The sequence below is a fragment of the Alteromonas sp. CyTr2 genome (assembly GCF_947311905.1).
Taxonomy (GTDB): domain Bacteria; phylum Pseudomonadota; class Gammaproteobacteria; order Enterobacterales; family Alteromonadaceae; genus Alteromonas; species Alteromonas macleodii.
In genome coordinates, this window is the sequence record NZ_CAMZMZ010000006.1 from 55,388 (window position 1) to 72,916 (window position 17,529).

At 44.8% G+C, this 17,529-nt stretch carries 14 protein-coding genes and 1 pseudogene; 6 read left to right on the forward strand and 9 right to left on the reverse strand.

Translation table 11 applies throughout. From position 1 onward, the window contains the following. Positions 1 to 4: 4 nt before the first annotated feature. Positions 5 to 1,165 carry an MFS transporter gene (locus QME20_RS05495; RefSeq protein ID WP_281715577.1) on the reverse strand — a complete coding sequence of 387 codons (1,161 nt, stop codon included), beginning with the start codon at positions 1,163 to 1,165 and terminating at the stop codon, positions 5 to 7. A 162-nt stretch (positions 1,166 to 1,327) separates the two neighbouring features. After that, a complete protein-coding gene (locus QME20_RS05500; protein WP_281715578.1) occupies positions 1,328 to 2,281 on the reverse strand; it encodes a YihY/virulence factor BrkB family protein in 954 nt (317 codons plus the stop codon). A 396-nt stretch (positions 2,282 to 2,677) separates the two neighbouring features. Between QME20_RS05500 and QME20_RS05505 the strand changes: the two genes are divergently transcribed. From QME20_RS05505 to QME20_RS05515, 3 genes are all read left to right on the forward strand, one after another. Further along, complete coding sequence (locus tag QME20_RS05505; protein ID WP_281715579.1) at positions 2,678 to 3,232, forward strand: type 1 glutamine amidotransferase domain-containing protein; 555 nt, start codon at positions 2,678 to 2,680, stop codon at positions 3,230 to 3,232. Between the two features lie 14 nt (positions 3,233 to 3,246). Further along, the gene (locus QME20_RS05510; protein ID WP_281715580.1) at positions 3,247 to 3,939 is read left to right on the forward strand and encodes an SDR family oxidoreductase; all 693 of its coding nucleotides are present in this window, start codon (positions 3,247 to 3,249) and stop codon (positions 3,937 to 3,939) included. A 271-nt stretch (positions 3,940 to 4,210) separates the two neighbouring features. Next, entirely contained in the window at positions 4,211 to 5,098 is an 888-nt protein-coding gene (locus tag QME20_RS05515) for an SDR family NAD(P)-dependent oxidoreductase (protein WP_281715581.1), read from the forward strand. Positions 5,099 to 5,165: 67 nt separating this feature from the next. Here the strand turns inward: QME20_RS05515 and QME20_RS05520 are convergent, their stop codons facing one another. From QME20_RS05520 to QME20_RS05535, 4 genes are read right to left on the reverse strand one after another with little or no spacing between them, the layout of a single operon-like run. Then, complete coding sequence (locus QME20_RS05520; protein ID WP_281715582.1) at positions 5,166 to 6,596, reverse strand: ATP-binding cassette domain-containing protein; 1,431 nt, start codon at positions 6,594 to 6,596, stop codon at positions 5,166 to 5,168. Then, positions 6,578 to 7,447 carry an ABC transporter permease gene (locus tag QME20_RS05525; RefSeq protein ID WP_281715583.1) on the reverse strand — a complete coding sequence of 290 codons (870 nt, stop codon included), beginning with the start codon at positions 7,445 to 7,447 and terminating at the stop codon, positions 6,578 to 6,580. Before QME20_RS05525 ends, QME20_RS05520 begins: the two co-directional genes overlap by 19 nt. Continuing rightward, the gene (locus QME20_RS05530) at positions 7,444 to 8,427 is read right to left on the reverse strand and encodes an ABC transporter permease (RefSeq protein ID WP_281715584.1); all 984 of its coding nucleotides are present in this window, start codon (positions 8,425 to 8,427) and stop codon (positions 7,444 to 7,446) included. The genes QME20_RS05525 and QME20_RS05530 overlap by 4 nt, the downstream gene beginning before the upstream one ends. A gap of 2 nt (positions 8,428 to 8,429) precedes the next feature. Continuing rightward, positions 8,430 to 10,037, reverse strand: a complete 1,608-nt coding sequence (locus QME20_RS05535) for an ABC transporter substrate-binding protein (protein ID WP_281715585.1) — start codon at positions 10,035 to 10,037, stop codon at positions 8,430 to 8,432. A 637-nt stretch (positions 10,038 to 10,674) separates the two neighbouring features. Between QME20_RS05535 and QME20_RS05540 the strand changes: the two are divergent. Next, a pseudogene (locus QME20_RS05540) lies at positions 10,675 to 10,788 on the forward strand (dienelactone hydrolase family protein); the annotation flags it as partial. A 206-nt stretch (positions 10,789 to 10,994) separates the two neighbouring features. Here QME20_RS05540 and QME20_RS05545 read toward each other — a convergent pair. Next, the gene (locus tag QME20_RS05545) at positions 10,995 to 11,222 is read right to left on the reverse strand and encodes a 2Fe-2S iron-sulfur cluster-binding protein (protein ID WP_281715586.1); all 228 of its coding nucleotides are present in this window, start codon (positions 11,220 to 11,222) and stop codon (positions 10,995 to 10,997) included. 243 nt (positions 11,223 to 11,465) lie between these two features. Here QME20_RS05545 and QME20_RS05550 point away from each other — a divergent pair, with 243 nt between their 5' ends. Together QME20_RS05550 and gloA are read left to right on the forward strand one after the other, a co-directional pair. Then, positions 11,466 to 12,116 carry a DUF1456 family protein gene (locus tag QME20_RS05550; RefSeq protein WP_049587962.1) on the forward strand — a complete coding sequence of 217 codons (651 nt, stop codon included), beginning with the start codon at positions 11,466 to 11,468 and terminating at the stop codon, positions 12,114 to 12,116. Positions 12,117 to 12,285: 169 nt separating this feature from the next. Then, positions 12,286 to 12,834, forward strand: a complete 549-nt coding sequence (gene gloA / locus QME20_RS05555) for a lactoylglutathione lyase (RefSeq protein ID WP_014950300.1) — start codon at positions 12,286 to 12,288, stop codon at positions 12,832 to 12,834. A gap of 171 nt (positions 12,835 to 13,005) precedes the next feature. Here the strand turns inward: gloA and QME20_RS05560 are convergent, their stop codons facing one another. Next, positions 13,006 to 16,524 carry a DUF748 domain-containing protein gene (locus tag QME20_RS05560; protein WP_281715587.1) on the reverse strand — a complete coding sequence of 1,173 codons (3,519 nt, stop codon included), beginning with the start codon at positions 16,522 to 16,524 and terminating at the stop codon, positions 13,006 to 13,008. 145 nt (positions 16,525 to 16,669) lie between these two features. Further along, the gene (locus tag QME20_RS05565) at positions 16,670 to 17,260 is read right to left on the reverse strand and encodes a DUF2780 domain-containing protein (protein ID WP_061486323.1); all 591 of its coding nucleotides are present in this window, start codon (positions 17,258 to 17,260) and stop codon (positions 16,670 to 16,672) included. Between the last annotated feature and the right edge of the window lie 269 nt (positions 17,261 to 17,529).

Genomic DNA, 17,529 nt, shown 5'->3' on the forward strand with positions numbered 1-17,529 from the left:
TGTGTTACTCGCCTGCCATAGCACGACCTTTCGTTTTAACACTGGCTATCAGCATATAAATACTGGTAGCAAGTAAGCACGCAAATAAGTAACCCATCAACCCTTGAGGGCCTACTAAAAAGTTATCGGCAATGAGTGGGCCTACTACTGAACCCACGCTGTAGCTAAAAAGCATGACCTGTGTGGCGCATACAATGAAGCTAGCATCGAGTTTGTCGCAGGCGAGATTTATTGCCACTGGGTATAGGGCAAATATTGCCATACCTAATAGAAACAGACTTGCTCCCAAAGCGTATATACCGCTAACCGCTGCGGTTAATGTTATGGCGGCGACACCCAGTAAACAAAATAGTGCCATGAGTAACGTGCGGCCTAAGTACTTGGATAGCGCAGGAATTAAAGGTTGAACTGCCATAGCGCCTAATATAATTAAGGCCATTAAGCTACCCAAATCGTCATGAGCAATGCCGCGGTTTAATAGTTCAAGAGGCATTAAGCCGTAAATGGCACCTAGGGTTAAGCCTGACACTATGCAACCAATAATTGCGGCATGATTTAGTTTCGATATTTGCTTTAGCGACAGTGGTGTACTCTGGGAAGATTCAGGCTGTTCGCTCTTTGCAAACAAAAGTACGCCAATGGCTAAAATCAACATGGTGAAAATGGCAGCAAAAGGAAGCATGCCGCCTACGCCAATAGCGCCAATACCTAACTGACCTAAAGAGCTTCCCCCGTACAGTGCGCCCATGTACAAGCCTAAACGTTTGGCTCTATCGGCTTCGTCGCCGTGTAAAAGCCACGACTCTACGATAACAAATACACCCGCTACAGCAACGCCAGCCACTAACCGAGCCACAAGCCAAACTGCGGTGTGAGCAAACAAAGGCATTACTGCGATAGTAAGTACAAGGATGCCTAAACACAGCGCAAAACCGTGCTTGTAACCAACGCGGGTGACCAACGGTTCAATACTAAGGGCACCCACTAGTAGCCCAGCGTAAAAGCTGCTAGCCAGCCAACTGGCGATAGCCGTGTCTAGGTTGTAATGGCTGAGCATTAGTGGGATCAGACTCATCAAATAGCCAGACGCAACTGCGTACATACCCAGCGCAATAACGGGAACAGAGATTCGCGCTTTGGCGGGCGGAATTAAGGTGTTGTCCAAGGTAATGCCTTACATCAAAGGAAAGAGAAGATAATTTCGCGGCGCGAATATGAGGCAAATTCTGATATAGGTAAAATGAAAAGAAATGCTCGTAAAGATGCTAAAAATTGATGGTGAGGAAGGCGCTGCTAGATAGTGCATGCGCCTCAGATAGTTTTAGTATTAGCGCCTTAAGTCATCCGGTGTATGATCTGCCACAAATGCATTTCTTTCGCCCATGGGTCTGTCTTCACCCACCGTACTGTCTGCAGTAGTTTGGAGCTCTATCGACGAGTTCACCTCTGCACCAATTAGAATGATATAGGCGGTTAAATACAACCACATGAGCAAGATAATAATTCCCCCAACGGATCCGTAGGTTTTGTTGTAACTTCCAAATTCATTGAGGTATATCGAAAAACCATACGAGGCTACCACCCATAATAAGGTGGCAAAAACTGAACCCGGTGTCACCCAGCGCCACTGGGCTTCTCTTCGGTGAGGGGCATATCGATATAGGGCTGAAAGCGCAATATTAAATAGGGCCAGCATCACCGGCCAAGTCACCCACATGGCTTGCTCGGTACTAAGGGCATGTGACGTCATCCAGCTTATTGCTTCGGGTAAAATGGTGATGCAGGCGAGGGACACAATTACGGTAAGGATCATAAATATGGTGCACGTAATGCGCGCTAGAATACCTTTGAAAAAGCCTCTTCCTTCCGCCTCGCTATAGGTAATGTTACATGCTTTTATCAATGCATTGGCGCCTTTGCTACTGCTCCACAGTGACAAGAGCAGAGTAAATAAAAAACTCCAGCCTAATGCAGTATTCGACTTCTCGGTTAAATTTTTAAGCTGTTCTTCAATGATGTAGCGACTGTCATTTGGTACTACATTTACCAGCAATGCCATGTGGCGTTGCAGTTCGTCGGGTGATACAACAAGCCCATACAAAGCAATAGTTGCCCCTAATAGTGGGAAGATAGCCAGCAAGCAGTAAAAGGCAACGCCAGCAGAGATAAGAGGAATGTTGTCTTTTTGCAGGCTAGTGAAAATACGCTTTGAAATACTCCACCAACTTTTCAAAGAAAGCTCGAATGCAGATTTAGCGTGGTTGAAACGTTCCTTGCTCATGTGTCCTCATGTTTTGCCTAAACGATAGAACTCTTAGAGCTTGATACATGAAAACTTCGCTGTCGGCTTACATCAACTTAAAAAGGAGCGAGAAAGAAGCTCTGTAAATCGTTCACAAAATCTGAATATGTGCGTGGCTATCAATGGTGGTGAAATTGTTGGTATTTCATTTATTGTAATTGAATCAATGGCTTGTGTTTCTTGGTTTGGATGGTTTGTAATTTGCACCTTCAACAGCATCGTAGCTAGATAGTAAGAGCTAGGTTATGCCATGCACAAACTAACGCGTTCACCTGATGGGATTTGCTAAAGGTGGTAGGCGGACAGTTATTCCTGTCGTGCGGCGACCCTGTTTTTACTAGCTTTACATTTCGTCTTTCAAAAGGAGTGAACATTATGAGCAACACCCAAAACCTTAAAGGCAAAAAAATCGCTATTTTGGCAACTAATGGGTTTGAGCAAAGTGAGTTGATTCAACCAAGAGACAAGTTTATTGAGCAAGGTGCTGAAGTTGATGTGTTATCTATTGATGATCAGACAACAATTAAAGCGTGGGATAAAGACAACTGGGGGAAGGACGTCAATGTTGATAAACAAGTTACGTCCGTTAATCCTGAAGATTACGATGCCCTTGTGCTACCTGGCGGTCAAATCAATCCCGATGTGCTGCGTACCAACGAAGATGCAGTTGCCTTCATCAAAAGTGCAAACAGCGCGGCAAGTATTAAAGCAATAGGTGCTATTTGTCATGGACCATGGTTGCTGGTGGAATCTGGATTAGCGAAAGGTGCAGCACTCACTTCGTTTCCTAGTATCCAAACAGATCTGAAAAATGCTGGTGCGACGTGGGTTGATGAGGAAGTGGTGACCCATGCAAAGCTGGTGACCAGTAGAAACCCAGATGATATTCCAGCTTTCGTAGACAAAATTAGTGAAATGGTTGCCCAATAAAAAGGAGGAAGTGTATGCCCACCGCAGCTACAGATAAAAAGGTTATCGCGATAACGGGGGCTTCCAGCGGCATTGGCGAAGAAACAGCAAAGCAACTGGTAAATAACGGTTATAACGTTGCCCTCTTAGCGAGAAGTGAGGACAAACTGCGTGCCTTGGTTGAAGAACTTGGCAATGATAATGCATTTGCTGTCAAAGCTGACGTAAGCGACTTTAATGAGTTAGATAAGGCGTTTAAACAGGTAAGCGAATATTTCGGTCGCATTGACGGCATTTTCGCCAATGCCGGGCGTGGCGCGAAAGCCGCCGGCATTGAAAAGGGGGACGTAGATGACTGGGATGGCATGCTGGGCGCAAACGTAAATGGACTGCTTTATACTGCAAAAGCTGGATTGCCGTACCTGCGCGATACGCAAGGCCACTTCATTATTACGTCTTCGGTCGCCGGTCGAATAGCCCTGAAAGGCTCTGTATATGGGGCAAGTAAGTGGTTTGCTTATGGTTTCGGTCAGAACCTCGCCGAAGAAATGCGCGAGTGGGGCGGCCGCTGTACAACTATCTGCCCTGGCATGGTGAATACGCCATTTTTCGATGAGCCTAAGGAAGATAAACTTCAGCCAGCGGATATTGCAAAATCGGTATTATTTGCCCTAAGCGCAGAAGAGTCAGCCTGCGTTCGCGAGGTTTATGTTATGCCGGCGAAGTAAACGAACTGACCACGGGCAAGAGATATTCTATTCAAGCAAAGGGCAGGGTTAGTCACTGCCCTTTTTTGTTTGCCCCGCCCTTTCTTTTAACCTGCCTTATTAATTTCATGAAGCTATTCAAATTAGCCAAATAAAGTATTTTCCTCATCCTGTTACCCCTAATCTAGGTTGTCAATAAGCGCTAGTTGAGTGAGATAGGCGATTGCAAACTCCTCATTGAAATGGCTTTCCCAAAGGGCCCGCGGCGCAATAACAATAACAGGAGAGTAAGATGTCTAACGAATTTACGGGTAAGACCGCTATTATTTCTGGCGCCGCTGGCGGCATAGGGTTAGCGCTGGCAGAGGCATTGGCAAGGCAGGGTATGAATATCGTCATGGGCGATATTGATAATGCTGCATTAACCGAATCGGGTAACGACTTACGAGAGAAAGGTTTTGATGTATTGACTTGCGCCCTTGATGTTACCGATTACGCTCAGTGGGAAGATATTGTAGCTAACGCCAAAGAGAAGTTTGGCAAGGTTCATATGGTCATCAATAATGCTGGTGTTGGCGGTACGCCGGGGAAAGTCGAAGATTCGGAGCATGAGACCTGGCGCTGGGTAATGGACGTCAACGTTATGGGCGTACTCTATGGCGCACAAGCATGCGTGCCAGCTATTAAAGAGCACGGCGAAGGAGGCTGGGTGCTAAACGTGGCGTCGATGGCAGGAATGATGGGCATGCCATATGCGGCGGCCTACTGCGCATCAAAGGCTGCGGTTGTCTCTATGACAGAAAGCTGGGTACCAGAACTGAAACCTTTTGGAATCCATACTTCTGTATTGTGTCCAGCATTTGTGAAGACCCGCATTCACGAGTCGTATAGAAATAGGCAACAAAAATACGCAGTAGCCGCTGAAAAACGCATTGATAAAGAGAAGCTCAAAGCCGGAGCCCAAGCAGCCACTAAAGCAGTAGAGTCGGGAATCGGTGCCTCTGTGCTAGCTGAGCGCGTGATAGAGGCGCTTCAGTCAGAGCAAACTTATATTTATACACACCCGAATTATCGAAGAGTTACTACGGCGCGTTTTAGCGCTATTGATAGCGCCTTTGTCGATGCTGAGCAGAGTCAGGCTGTTGGTCATCTTATTGATGATGAAATCGTGACTTTTTAGTTCATTCGCGGCTACGGTTTGCGTATAAACACACGAAAGTGCCCTGAATCTTGTCTTCCAAAAGCCGTTATATAACGGCTTTTGATGTTGTGAGACTCTGAAGGTCAATGACTCGGTCACAGACTTTTTCTAGCTGTGTTCTATCGTGGCTGATAAAGAGCACCGTGCAATTTTCTTCTTTGCATTGATCGACAAGTAAGTGAGTAATTGCCTTACTTGTAATGGGGTCGAGCCTAGATGTTGGCTCGTCAGCTATAAGTAGCTTGGGCCTTAGTAGCAGCGCGCGCAGCAATGCAATGCGTTGAAGCTCACCTCCACTTACCTCAGAGGCGCTGCGCTCAAACAATCGCTGGTTAAGGCCTAGTTGAGATGAAAGTAAATCGGCACGCTTTTTAGACACCTTGTGAAGCTTTATTACGTCATCAATCAATGATTTAAGCGTAGTGTGATCGGCAAATGAACTGGGGGGATCTTGATATAGCTTTAGGGTTTGATAACGGTGTAAAAGCGTATGAAACGCAATATTGCCTTGATAGGGTAGAAGCCCAAGTAGAGCATCACCTAGAGACGTTTTTCCACTGCCGCTATCACCACAAAGCCCGACAATTTCGCCTTCCCCTAAGGAGAAACTAAGGCCAGTAAATAGTGTATGGTTACCTCTCATAATTGTGAGATCATTCACCGATACCAGCGGTGCAAACCTATGCGTTTTTTTTGTTGTAGCCGTCCAGTGTTGCGGAGCCGACGCAATAAGGGCTTTGGTATAATTTGATGAAGGGGTGGACAGTATCTTGCGGGTATCACCTGTTTCAACCAGTTTCCCGTTTTTAAGCACCATACATTTACCACCCAGTGCCTCTGCCACTGAAACATCGTGCGTAATAGTAAGTAGCGTACCGTCGTTAGCTTTTTGCTTTAGTTGCTCAATAATATGATGTTTGCGTCCGGCATCTAGCCCTTTTGTGGGTTCGTCGGCTAGAAATAAAGGTGCATTAGTCGCTGATGCACAGGCAAAAGCGACACGCTGTGCCATTCCACCGGAAAGTTGAGAAGGGACCTTATCACTGTCGTCTTTAAGAGCCAGGTTGTCTAGCTGTGTCTTCGCACTCTTTTGTGCTTCGCGAGCACCGTTACCCAATGTAAACCGAAAAACTTCGGCGACTTGCTGGCGAATTTTCATCATTGGGCTTAGAGAATGCCATGGCTCTTGCGGCAGCATAACAATGTCTCGCCCCCACAATTGTTCACATTCACGTCGGTTCGCACGAAGCATATCTACACCGTTTACCAGAACATTTCCCGTAACCCTCAGTGCAGGCGGTAAGTCGCCCATAATTGCTTGCGCTAGCAGACTTTTACCTGCCCCGGTTTCACCCAATATAGTAAGCGTCTCGCCTTGTTCAAGGTTAAGGGATAGATCCTCTACAATAATGGTGTCTTGCGCGTAAATTGATAAGTGTTCAATAGCAATGTATTGGCTCACAGTTTGCGCTCCCATGCATCACTCTTTGATAGTCTACTGCTGCTGTCAAAAATTAACTTATTTAAACGAGGTGTTTTGTCACTCTTCGCAGAAAGTAAGTGAAATCCCAGTACGAGAACGAATAGGGTGAAAATAGGTTGTGCGAGCAGCCAAGGTGCTTCGTGATAGTATGGAAAAAGCTCAACTATCATCAGCCCAAGCTCAGGGCTGGGTGGTTTCAAACCAACATAAACGAAGCCCACCGATGCCATGGCGATAATTGAGGAGGAGGCACCAAAAGCAGCAAGTGATAACACGTCTTGTCGAATGGCGGGCCATATATGCTTACTAAATAAATAGCGTTTTGGAAAACCCATTAGCGCCGAGTTTTCCAGTGCAGGGCCTGTCACTACTGGTAGAGTGATAGCACGTACCAGCCTGAAGTACTCGACGGCCAGTACTAGGGAAATGGCTAAATACAGCATAATGAAAGAGCCTGGTACTAGCGCCGCGAAAAGAAGAATAAGTACCAGTCCGGGGAGCGCCAATATCGTATTGGCAATGAAATTCAACATCGTATCTACCCAACCTCTACACCACGCTGCAATTACGCCCGTTAGCACGCCAATGATTGATGAACTTAGTACACACAGTGCAGCGAGAGAAAGTGATATGCGCAAACCCTCTGAGATTCTGGCTAACATGTCGCGTCCGAACTGATCTGTACCTAACCAATGTTGCGCACTTGGGGCTTCGAGCACTTGCTTTAAATTTTGTTGATTGCCGTTTGTTCCCAATAGAACAGGCTCGCCCAACGCAAGTAATAAGAGCAGCATCAACAGTGAAAAGCCAATCACTTTTTCAACAGGTAAAGCGAATGTCTTCATTGGCTATGTCCTCGATTTTCCCTCACCCTTGGGTCGAGTGCATACTGACTTAAATCGACTAGTGTGTTGACCAATACGAATAACATGCCCATTAGCAAAGCGGTGCCTTGTAACATAGTGATGTCGCGGGCAAAGACAGCATGGGAAAGTCCGTGTCCTATGCCGGGCCAAGCAAAAAGGCTTTCAATCATAATTACGCCTTCAATTAACCCGATAAGTTGTATGCCCATGAAGGCTAGAGCAGGTATTACAATGTTAGGTAGCGCATGGCACCTGAACGCTTCTAGAGCGCTTAACCCTTTTATCTTGGCGAAATGGAAGTAACCCGATTGAACCGCATTAACAGTACTATTGCGAATTACGCGGTTTGATATAGCCGCCAGGCTTAACCCTAAGGTCATTACAGGTAATATGGTATAGACAAAGCCTGAAGAGCCCGCAACCGGTAGCCATTTGAGCTCTAGTGCAAAAATAAAGATGAGAATTAGCCCCAAGCAAAAGACCGGTTGAGAGCGCACGAACGTGGAAAATACTAATGCTGTTTTATCAAAAAGAGAAGCACGGCTCTTAGGAGTATTTTCACTTTTTCGAGCGCTTCTGATGCCGCTATAAATTCCCAGTGGAAACGCAATTAATGCGGATACCAGAATAGCGAGTCCAGCGAGAACAAGGGTGTAAGAAAGCTGATTTTGTAGCTCAACAACAATGGGGGCCCCCGTGACCAAGCTATTGCCTAAATCCAGTGAGGCTAAATCAGTCATCCAGCTTACGTACTGTTCGAAAGCGCTTCTGTGCAGACCAAGTTCTTCTGCTACGGCGTTAGCGGCACTTGTGCTTACCGCATCGTCACCGTAGCGGCCAGCCGCTATTTTGTAAGCCATATCTCCAGGTAGTGAACGGGTTATAATAAATGTGAGTGTGCCTACACTCCACGCCATCAGTACAGCTTGAAGCAGCCGTTGAAGTAGGATTTTTCTCATTATTATGGGGCTATTCTCATTTGAGATACGCGAAAAGAACGCTCGTAAGGGTCGAAGCTGAAGTTTCTTAGTCGGCTAGAAGTCGCCGTTTGCTGCACATAGTACATAACGGGGATAAGAGGAACGTCTTGCTGAACTTCTTGCATAATTGATGATATCAACGATTTGTAAGCGTGTTCATCCGTGGTGCGACTCAAGGTCTTTAAATCGTTAAACACTTTTTCATTTTGCCAGTTCATTGGCCCCCAATCGCCGCCTTCTTTTGAAGAAAAGTCAGCCAGCATTATACCGAGAGGGTCTGGGATGTTAGCAAAGTTACGCGCCATAAGTGCAGTTTGTAATGTACCATCAGCATGCCCTGAAGGAATGGCACTTACATTTTCCATATGGACAGAAAGCTTCACTCCAATGCTAGCCCACTGATCTTGAATTGCCGTGGCAATGGTAATCAGTTCTGGCCGATTGGCGTAGGTAATCATATTCAGCGTTAAAGGTGAGCCATCTTTGTAGCGCACGCCATCCTCACCAACTAACCATCCCGCGTCGGTTAGCAGCTGTGCCGCTTTTTTCCTGTTTAATAATAAGTCGCCATTTTCAACGCTATTTTTAATTGTTGGATTATTGTCAGCGTCACCCATTGAAATAGTATTGGTAGCATTATCTGTAGTAGAACGAATATGCCAGTCTCGAATATTTGGGCCAAATAGCTGATCAGCAGAGATATTCGATATACGCATTACGCCAGATGCAATGCCTTTTCTATCAATCGCTAAACTCAGTGCTTGCCTTACTTTTACATCTGAGAGGATAGGATGGCCGCTATTTAACTTAATTAAAGTGGTGCGAGGGATCCTGTCGCTAAACACGTTTACGTTAGAGTCAGTGCGCAACATGCTAACCGCGGCAGGGTCGAGGTTGTACACAATATCTGCTTGCCCCGTTCGTACCATAAGCGCCCGCGTTTCAGAGCGGTGACCCGTTACGTACTCAACGTTTTCAATAACAGCGGGCTCGCCCCAATAATTGTCGAAGCGTGTGGTTGTAATATTGTGAGGTGGTTCAAAGTGCGTAATCTGATAGGGGCCTGTACCTATTAAGGTTTTAATTCGATTGAACTTGCCGAAGGTAGCAGGTGCCACGATCGCAGTTGCATAATTACTTAACAGGGAAGGGAAAGGACGGTAACTTTGGTTCAAGGTGAACTTGATAGAATATTCTGATACCACCTCCATGTTGGCGATCATATCTTTTGAAAATGGCGTTGGTTTACCAAACGCGACCGAAAGGCTTTTGTAGACGGCGTCGGCGGTCATTAACGTGCCGTCATGAAAATACACATCAGGACGTAAATTAAATGTCCAAACAGTAAAGTCCTCATCATTTGACCATGAGCTAGCAAGCCCTGGGATAAGCTGACCTTGGTTATCCACGTCTATGAGAGTTTCCAGAATTTGCATTCGTGTAAACATGTAGCCGGTACTTGCCGGATCGTTATTGACTGGTTCAAAAGGACCACTGATCAGAATTTTGTTTGTAGGTTGTGAAGGTGTGCAGGCACTAAGTAGAACGCTGGCAACGACGAGTAAAATTGTTAGATGTCTAATCCGCATATTATTTTTATGTATTCCCTTCGAGCCTTTAAGCTTTTTCGTGTCTATTTGAATCCTGTGAATCAGTATCAGTATTCTTAGGCTGACGCCCTGAATAGTAAAACAAAGATCCAGATTGGATAATATACGATTTGTTGAATAAATGTACAGATTGAGTCGGTAGGGCTAAACTACTTTTTGAAAAAATGCACTGGCTAATGACCATCAAGATATTAAGTAATGTTAAGTCGGTGCACAATATTTTCAACTTTTGTAATGGGCAGTTGGTCGTATGTTACATTGTAACTTTAAGCATTTATTAGTAATGCTATAGAGTGATAGTACTACAAATTAAAAAAGGGTTTTGAGCCCTATCAAACACACTGGATAACAATAATGAAAAAGCTTCTTAAGGCGGCAGTTGCTGTATCAGTTGCACTTGCGTGCCCCCCGCCTTTGCAGACAAAAATGACAAGAATCAGAAAATATTCGCTGACCAACATCAGTTTGACCGTGTTTATATCGCCAGTAACTACAGCAAAGTGTCGGATGACGGCGGCAAAACGTGGACGCCCATAACACTAAATGCAAGCGCGTAGACGACCACGCCATGGCGTTCCATCCTACCGCCCCATATTTCGTATTGATGGGACCCGATGGTGGGTATATTGCTAATTTTCTAGCAGCCAGCATACCTGACAAGTTGGACGCTGCCGTTCCTTTCTACGGAACCCCAGCGAAACAGCCCTTAGTTGACCAAGTAAAAGGCCCTTAATTGATTCACTTTGCTACGCCATGGCCGATTTGTTTTCTGGGTGCGGACTGTACTTTATGCTGCCATTTGAAGTTTTGCGCGCCTTGACGAAGGCACTCACCTAAATTGTGGGTAGTAAACCGCGTGCTTGTCATGGGGTGTACGACGGGCAGATTTTTTATGCCAAACGTTTTTGCTTCGGATAACTCAGCTTCCGCAGCTTGCTATATGACTTCTTGGGTTGGTTCAGCGCCTTCTAACTGGAATGCAAACACTAAGCATGCATTAATACGCTTGCCGTCAGCGATAACGGTACAAGCACCACATTGTCCGTGGTCACAACCTTTTTTGGTGCCAAAAAGTGATAAATGCTGGTGGAGAAAATCTAACAAAGTCGTTCGTGGATCATCGGGAAGACTGACGTCTCTCCCGTTGAGATTTAATGTTGCCATGGAAGTATCCTTCTACCAATGAGCTCAATTTCGGTACGCCGATGAAATGAGCGAAACCAGATGTACAATGTCGTTACGCCAAGTACATTAATTTGGTTTCACTATGTGTTGGTGGAAATAACGCTCCTGACAGCCCGCGATAGATGCAAATGGCCAAGTAGTGTAAAATATGCGAAAGCGTGCTTTGCGCTACACTTTAATCCATACCAATTATTGGCTACTCCACTTTTCAGGCCCATTTTCATGATCCACAACGATGTTCTGCGTCGCCTTCGTTATGCATTAGCGATAAACGATACTGCCGCCATAAGTATTTTTAAATTAGTGAACTACGACATGGAAATTGATTATTTACATGCTGTGATGAAGCGGGAAGGCGAAGAGGGCTATCTGCCGTGTCGCGATAAGATTATTGCGCTGTTTCTAGATGGATTGATTATTAAAAATCGTGGTCGTCAAGAAGGGCAAATGCCTCAAGAGCTGGGGCCAAAAGAGCGATTAAGTAATAATGAAGTACTGCGCAAAATCCGTATTGCGATGAGTTATAAAGATGACGATATGATAGCGGTGCTTAAATTAGCAGACTTTAGAATGAGTAAAGGTGAGCTGTCGGCGTTTTTTAGAAAGCCAGACCATCGCAACTTTAAACCTGCTGGCGATCAAGTGGTTCGCAATTTGTTGCAAGGTATGGTGAAAAAATATCGACCGGAGTCCACGCGACAAACTTCGCCTAAAAAATCAGATAGCTCAAGTACTTCTGGTACTAAGCCAAGCTCATTTAATAAAGGCGCTAGCAAACAAAAAGAAGCGGCTGGCAAAAACACCAATACTAAAGTGTCGCCAGTGAAAAAAAGTGATGCAGGTTCGGTTTGGGGAAAGCTCCCTAAAAAATAAAAGCGCTGTAAAAATAGGCGTTGAATAAAACGCATCTGAGGTAAAGCGCGTAAGAGGATAGACTAAGTGCTGTTGTGAAAAGAAAATTACCCCTCACTTCTATGCACTCGTTTTTAGGCAAAGCAAGATTGCCTTGCCTTAATTATCTATATCGCTAAGGACGACTATTATGAGCCGACATTTCGATAAGGCCGAAGGCCTGTATGAAGAGAAAGATGCCGCGACACAAGGTTTTGTGTTCAACCAAACTATGCTGCGCATTGCCGACCCCAAGCGTTCGCTAGATTTCTATACGCGAGTTATGGGAATGACGCTAATTAAGCGTCTAGATTTTGAAGAAATGAAGTTCAGCCTTTATTTTTTGGCGGCAGGTGATGATTTCTCTGATATTTCTGACGATGTAGACGAACGTACTCAGCAAACTTTTGGTCGCCCGGCCATGTTGGAGCTAACCCACAATTGGGGCGATACACCAGAAACGGTTGATTATCATAACGGAAATACAGAGCCAAAAGGTTTTGGGCATATTGGTTTTCATGTGCCTGATGCTGAAGCTGCATGTGCACGATTTGCATCACTAGACGTTCCTTTTCAGAAAGGGCTTAATGATGGTTCTATGAAAGGGATCGCATTTATCAAAGACCCAGACGGCTATTGGATCGAAATTTTCAACGCGTCTAACGTATCCGCAACTTGCGCGCCCCATTTGAAGAAGTAGGCGAGGCACGCACTACGGTACCATTTGCTAGCTGGGTTTTAAGTAGCAAGTAGTATCAGAAGTCACTGTTTACAAAAAAGGGTAGCTTAACTGAATAAGCTACCCTTTTTTATTTAATGACCTTATGGCTCTCTAAATTATCGGGCTTTATTTCTCAAGCCAACCCGTTCGTTACTTCGCCTCTAACGTTAACTCCACACCGCTAAATTCGGTATGTAGGTCGTGCTGAGTATTTAGCAAAAATAGGCGATTCGCTTCAACTTCAGCTTCATTTGCTAAATAACCTTTCACTGCTTTACTGCGCGCGTCAGCCAGAAGGATTAAGTCACTTTCAGGGATATCAATGTTGTTACGTAGTTTGTTGTATCGGGCAATGCTTAATGCTCGGTTTACACTTTCTTCGTTAATGACTTCCTTATTGTTATCCGCACTCTTTTGGCTCTGTTCATTGTCTGAATTTGTGAGTTCAGGGTAAAGCTGTGCCACCATGTTTTCATATTCTTGATTAAGATCAGGTGTAAATACCTCAACATAGTAGGATAAAAGCGCATCGGCTAAAGGGCCTTCCAGTGGGATACTACTGCCACTTATTGAGTCGCGCTGTACGCTGCCAAGGGTGTTGGAACTTTCATTTTCACCGCCAGCAAGAGAATTTTCGTTAGTACTAGCGTTGCCGGAAGTAGCAGATGCATCAGCATAGCCGCTTCTTGTTAAAAGTGTAGTGTTCAACTGACGTTGCGCTAGGGCACTTGCATCAGACATGGCGTTGACTGTACCTTCGATATTAACCCTAAGCCCTGGACGTTTTTTAAGGGCTTTGGCAAGGGTATTCAGTTTTTCTTGAGCGTCCGCATTTAGCGAATGCTCTCCAAACCCGAACTCAACATTGTCGAGTTCGTCGTCACTGCCAACCAGGTTCGCAAGTAGCGAAAAGGGTGCAGTAACAGCTTTTGTAATAATATTGCCAATAGCATTGAGGACAATGGAGCCGAAACTGAAGTCCGGACTATCGATATCGCCAGACACATCCAAACCCAAATCGATAACGCCGTTTCTGTCTTCTAATAACGCAATAGCAAGGCCAAGCGGTAGGCTTAATGCCTGATCAGAGTTCGACTTCTTGCCCAACGTTAATTGGTCAATAACCACACGGTTCTTACCTTCCAGTGCCTTACCGTTTAGTTTGTATTGCACAGCCAATGACAGCAAGCCTTTGTCAATGTAATAGCCCATGTAGGTGCCTGAGTAAGGGTTAACTGAAGTCAGTTCGGCGCCTTTGACTGAAAAATCTAAATCAAGGTCTATATCATCTTTTAATGGGTGAATAGTGCCTGCTAGTTTGACCGGAGCATAGTTGTCTATCTTTCCGGTGATATCAACATTGGCAGGGGAGGTTGAGCGAGAGTCAATTCCCAATACTTTGCCATTTAAACTTTCTATAGCAGACGCAAATTTTGGCGTTAATGAATGGTCAGCAAAGTACGCTTTGCCGTTTTCTATTGATATGGTGTTAACGGCAATGGCCAATTCGTTGGCTTGTGAAGGCTCAGCTGTAGTGCTTGCATGCACGTTTGCGTTTGATGCTTTCGACGTGGTTGCGCTGCCATTTTCGCTGGCACTTTCACTGTTAGCGGACTTGTCTGATGAAGCGACAATCAGCTTACTCACATTGGTCTGTTTAGCTTCATCAATAATAAGTCGTGCAAATGGCGCTTGTAGGTGAATGATGTCTACGCTTAGCTGGTTCGATGCGTGGTCAAATTCGATGTTGTCTACATTTAAGGACTGCCACTGTAGTAGGGGAGAGCTGTCGTCATCCAGCACGCTTAAATTATTAATGCTAGTACTCGCCTTAACGTTTAGTGAGTCGATATTTTCTTTATCAGCGGCGTTCATAAATGCCCCATCAAACTCAACGTTTAAATTAAATAGCCCTTCTTCAAGTGTCACATTTGCGTGGGGGGAAACGTACTGCTGGAACTGACTTAGCACCAGTTGCTCAATCGCTGCTTTACCCTGCACAGTTTGTTCTGCAATAACTACGCTGCCGCTACTGCTTAGTGCACCTTTGGATGTGTCGCTAAACGTCTGTGGGTCGGCAGAGATATGTAAACTGGTGGTGTAGGAAATAGGTTTAGAGAAGTCAGTAGTGACTTTTCCACTTTTAATATTGAGGTTGCTGATGCGGTAGTAGGTCCCGTCACTTACGCTACGCTCTAAAAGATCAATGCTACCGTCATTAAATGCAAATTGGTGAAGCTCAACATACCACGAGGTCTCATGTGCTAGTTCATTTGTGCTGTCGGTTGCTACGTTGGAAACATCCTCATCTTCTGTTTCACTATTTCCCTTTTGCGCTGTGCTATTACTTGTATGCGCTGCGCTATTACCTATATGCGCTGCGCTATTACCTATATGCGCTGCGCTATTTCCTTCTTGCGCTGCGCTGGGGTTAGCGTTAGCTGATGTAGCATCTGCCGCTGGGCTTTTTGGGGTAAACAGACGCTGTAAATCAAGCCCTGACTTGTCAAATAGGCCCGATACTCGAACGTTGTCAAAAGCAACTTCAGCAATGCTAACTTGCTGTTCTAATGCGTTTACGTTTATATCGTGTATGGCAAACGCGGGTATGGCAATGATCTCTTGCGAACTCTTGGCGGTGCCTGTTGTGGCAGGCGAAGAACCAGCGCTAAACACAAGGTTGTTAACAGCAAATTCGCCACGCTCTAGAATAAACTGGAAGGCTGTATCTTGTTCAAAAACTTCAGCATGTAAGCTTAAGTTAATCTTGCCGTCTACTAAATCTGCTTCTATCAAATTTTTCGAAAGTGACCAAAGCGGCGTAAGCGCTACATCGTTTATCGTGATGTCTGTCGTAACTTTTAGTGGAGATAATTGAAACTCGCCATCAATGGCGATGTTACCTTTCTCTGCGGTGAGCAAGTTAAATTGATATTGGTTGAACGCTAACTTACCTTTTGACTGAGCGCTCTCACTTTTATCGCTTTTAGGGTTAGCGTTTTTGTTGCCAACACTGCTTGAACTGATCAAAGCGTGAGTATCCAAATCTTGCAAGTCAACGCTCAATTCTGGGTAATCAAGTAGGGTGTTGGTCACCTTGTCTTCAATAACCACTCGCCCTTCGTTAAGTGCAAAATCACGTAACGTAATTCGCGGAATTTGCCCTTCGCTAGTGTCATTAGGCTCTTCAGGTGCTTTTGTACTGCGTTTCTCTACGTGGGTAAGAATGTCAGAGAAGTTGAAGATTTGTGTGTCTTCACTTTCGCTTAAACGTGCAATGGAAACAAAAGGTTCGTCTATGGTTAGCGATTCAACGGCAGGAGTGAAGGTGAAAAGTGATTGCCAGAATCCAACGTCCAGTGAAACATTGCCTACGCTAAAGAAATGATTTTCTTGGTTCTGGATTACGGCGTTATCTTCGCTTTCATTTGAAGAGTGTATATTTGGATAGATAACAAAATTAGTCACTTCTATTTTTAGCAAGAAAGGGTTGATTGCAATATCTTCAACAGCAGCATCTCTTCCAGTGTTTTCTTTCACTATGTTGGGTAACTTTGCCTTTAACACCGCAGGCGTAACTACGCCGATAAGAAGCGCGTAAGTAAGGTAGATGAGAACAAGATAAGTGGATAGTCGAAACCATTTGGGCTTCGTAGAAAACCGAGACATTGCATTTTGCATAGGCGATTAGGCTGTGTATTTAAGTGTAAAAAGATAAACAGGAGTTGCTATTTCACCAAGCTAAAAGCCCCTGCAAAAAAGTTAAAGCGTATTAATTTGGATTGTAGAAGAGAATTAATACGCCTTATACAGGTTACAGAGCGGTTAGCAAATTATCTAGGCCAGATTTAAACAACGCCTGTGTTTCTTCATCTGCATTTACATTTAAATACGAGCTGATTTGAGTGACAAAGCTGGCAATCATATCGGTTGAAAGGCCTAGCGCTTCAAATTGTTGCTTTAAGTCGTTTACCGATTTAAGTGTAGAGCTGTACTCAGAGGCCTTATTGAGTAAGCCTGATAGTGAAGAGCTTGAGCTTGCTGCTGAGTTACCACTAAGAGAGGGAACATCTTCAAGCAGGGCATCAATACCTGGAATGCTGCTTGCCAACTGGGCGTAATCAGCGCCTGAAAGGTTGCCTTGTACATAGTTCATAATTGACGCTATGCCACCTTCCGATTGGTTTTCAGACACGTTAAGGTTACCTGCAACTGAACTCACTAAGCTAGCCAAGTCGATATTAGATGCTGCGCTGGTTGCCATTTCAGTTAGGCTACTGGAAGTAACTGTCGATTCCGCTTTCTTACCGCCTAACAGACCTTTAAGCTGATCAATATTGGCATTAGCACAAGTAGTAAAAAAAGTAAGGGCAAGCACTGTAGGTGCTAAAACGATACGATTCATTATAGATTTCCTTTTTGTACACCAGCAGCGAAAGCCCGTCTGGAGTAACATGATTGAAAATAACCGTAGCAATTGCGCTATCGACTATTTAAACCTTCCATAAATTAGAAGTTTTCAGGTGTGTGAATACTCACATTCTAACGTAGTGAGGTCGTAAATTCTCTATAGAAATTGTAAAGGCACTTTACATTTTATAAGAGACTTGGGTGATCGAGTGGTAGTGTGCAGTAGGCAGGAACTAAGTCAATTAGACAAAACACTAAAAGGAG

Coding starts and splice junctions, on each gene's coding strand:
- QME20_RS05535 (WP_281715585.1), bottom strand. CDS start 10,037: ATGCGGATTAGACATCTAACAATTTTACTCGTCGTTGCCAGCGTTCTA.
- QME20_RS05525 (WP_281715583.1), bottom strand. CDS start 7,447: ATGAAGACATTCGCTTTACCTGTTGAAAAAGTGATTGGCTTTTCACTG.
- QME20_RS05515 (WP_281715581.1), top strand. CDS start 4,211: ATGTCTAACGAATTTACGGGTAAGACCGCTATTATTTCTGGCGCCGCT.
- QME20_RS05565 (WP_061486323.1), bottom strand. CDS start 17,260: ATGAATCGTATCGTTTTAGCACCTACAGTGCTTGCCCTTACTTTTTTT.
- QME20_RS05510 (WP_281715580.1), top strand. CDS start 3,247: ATGCCCACCGCAGCTACAGATAAAAAGGTTATCGCGATAACGGGGGCT.
- QME20_RS05560 (WP_281715587.1), bottom strand. CDS start 16,524: ATGTCTCGGTTTTCTACGAAGCCCAAATGGTTTCGACTATCCACTTAT.
- QME20_RS05500 (WP_281715578.1), bottom strand. CDS start 2,281: ATGAGCAAGGAACGTTTCAACCACGCTAAATCTGCATTCGAGCTTTCT.
- QME20_RS05550 (WP_049587962.1), top strand. CDS start 11,466: ATGATCCACAACGATGTTCTGCGTCGCCTTCGTTATGCATTAGCGATA.
- QME20_RS05505 (WP_281715579.1), top strand. CDS start 2,678: ATGAGCAACACCCAAAACCTTAAAGGCAAAAAAATCGCTATTTTGGCA.
- gloA (WP_014950300.1), top strand. CDS start 12,286: ATGAGCCGACATTTCGATAAGGCCGAAGGCCTGTATGAAGAGAAAGAT.
- QME20_RS05520 (WP_281715582.1), bottom strand. CDS start 6,596: ATGGGAGCGCAAACTGTGAGCCAATACATTGCTATTGAACACTTATCA.
- QME20_RS05530 (WP_281715584.1), bottom strand. CDS start 8,427: ATGAGAAAAATCCTACTTCAACGGCTGCTTCAAGCTGTACTGATGGCG.
- QME20_RS05545 (WP_281715586.1), bottom strand. CDS start 11,222: ATGGCAACATTAAATCTCAACGGGAGAGACGTCAGTCTTCCCGATGAT.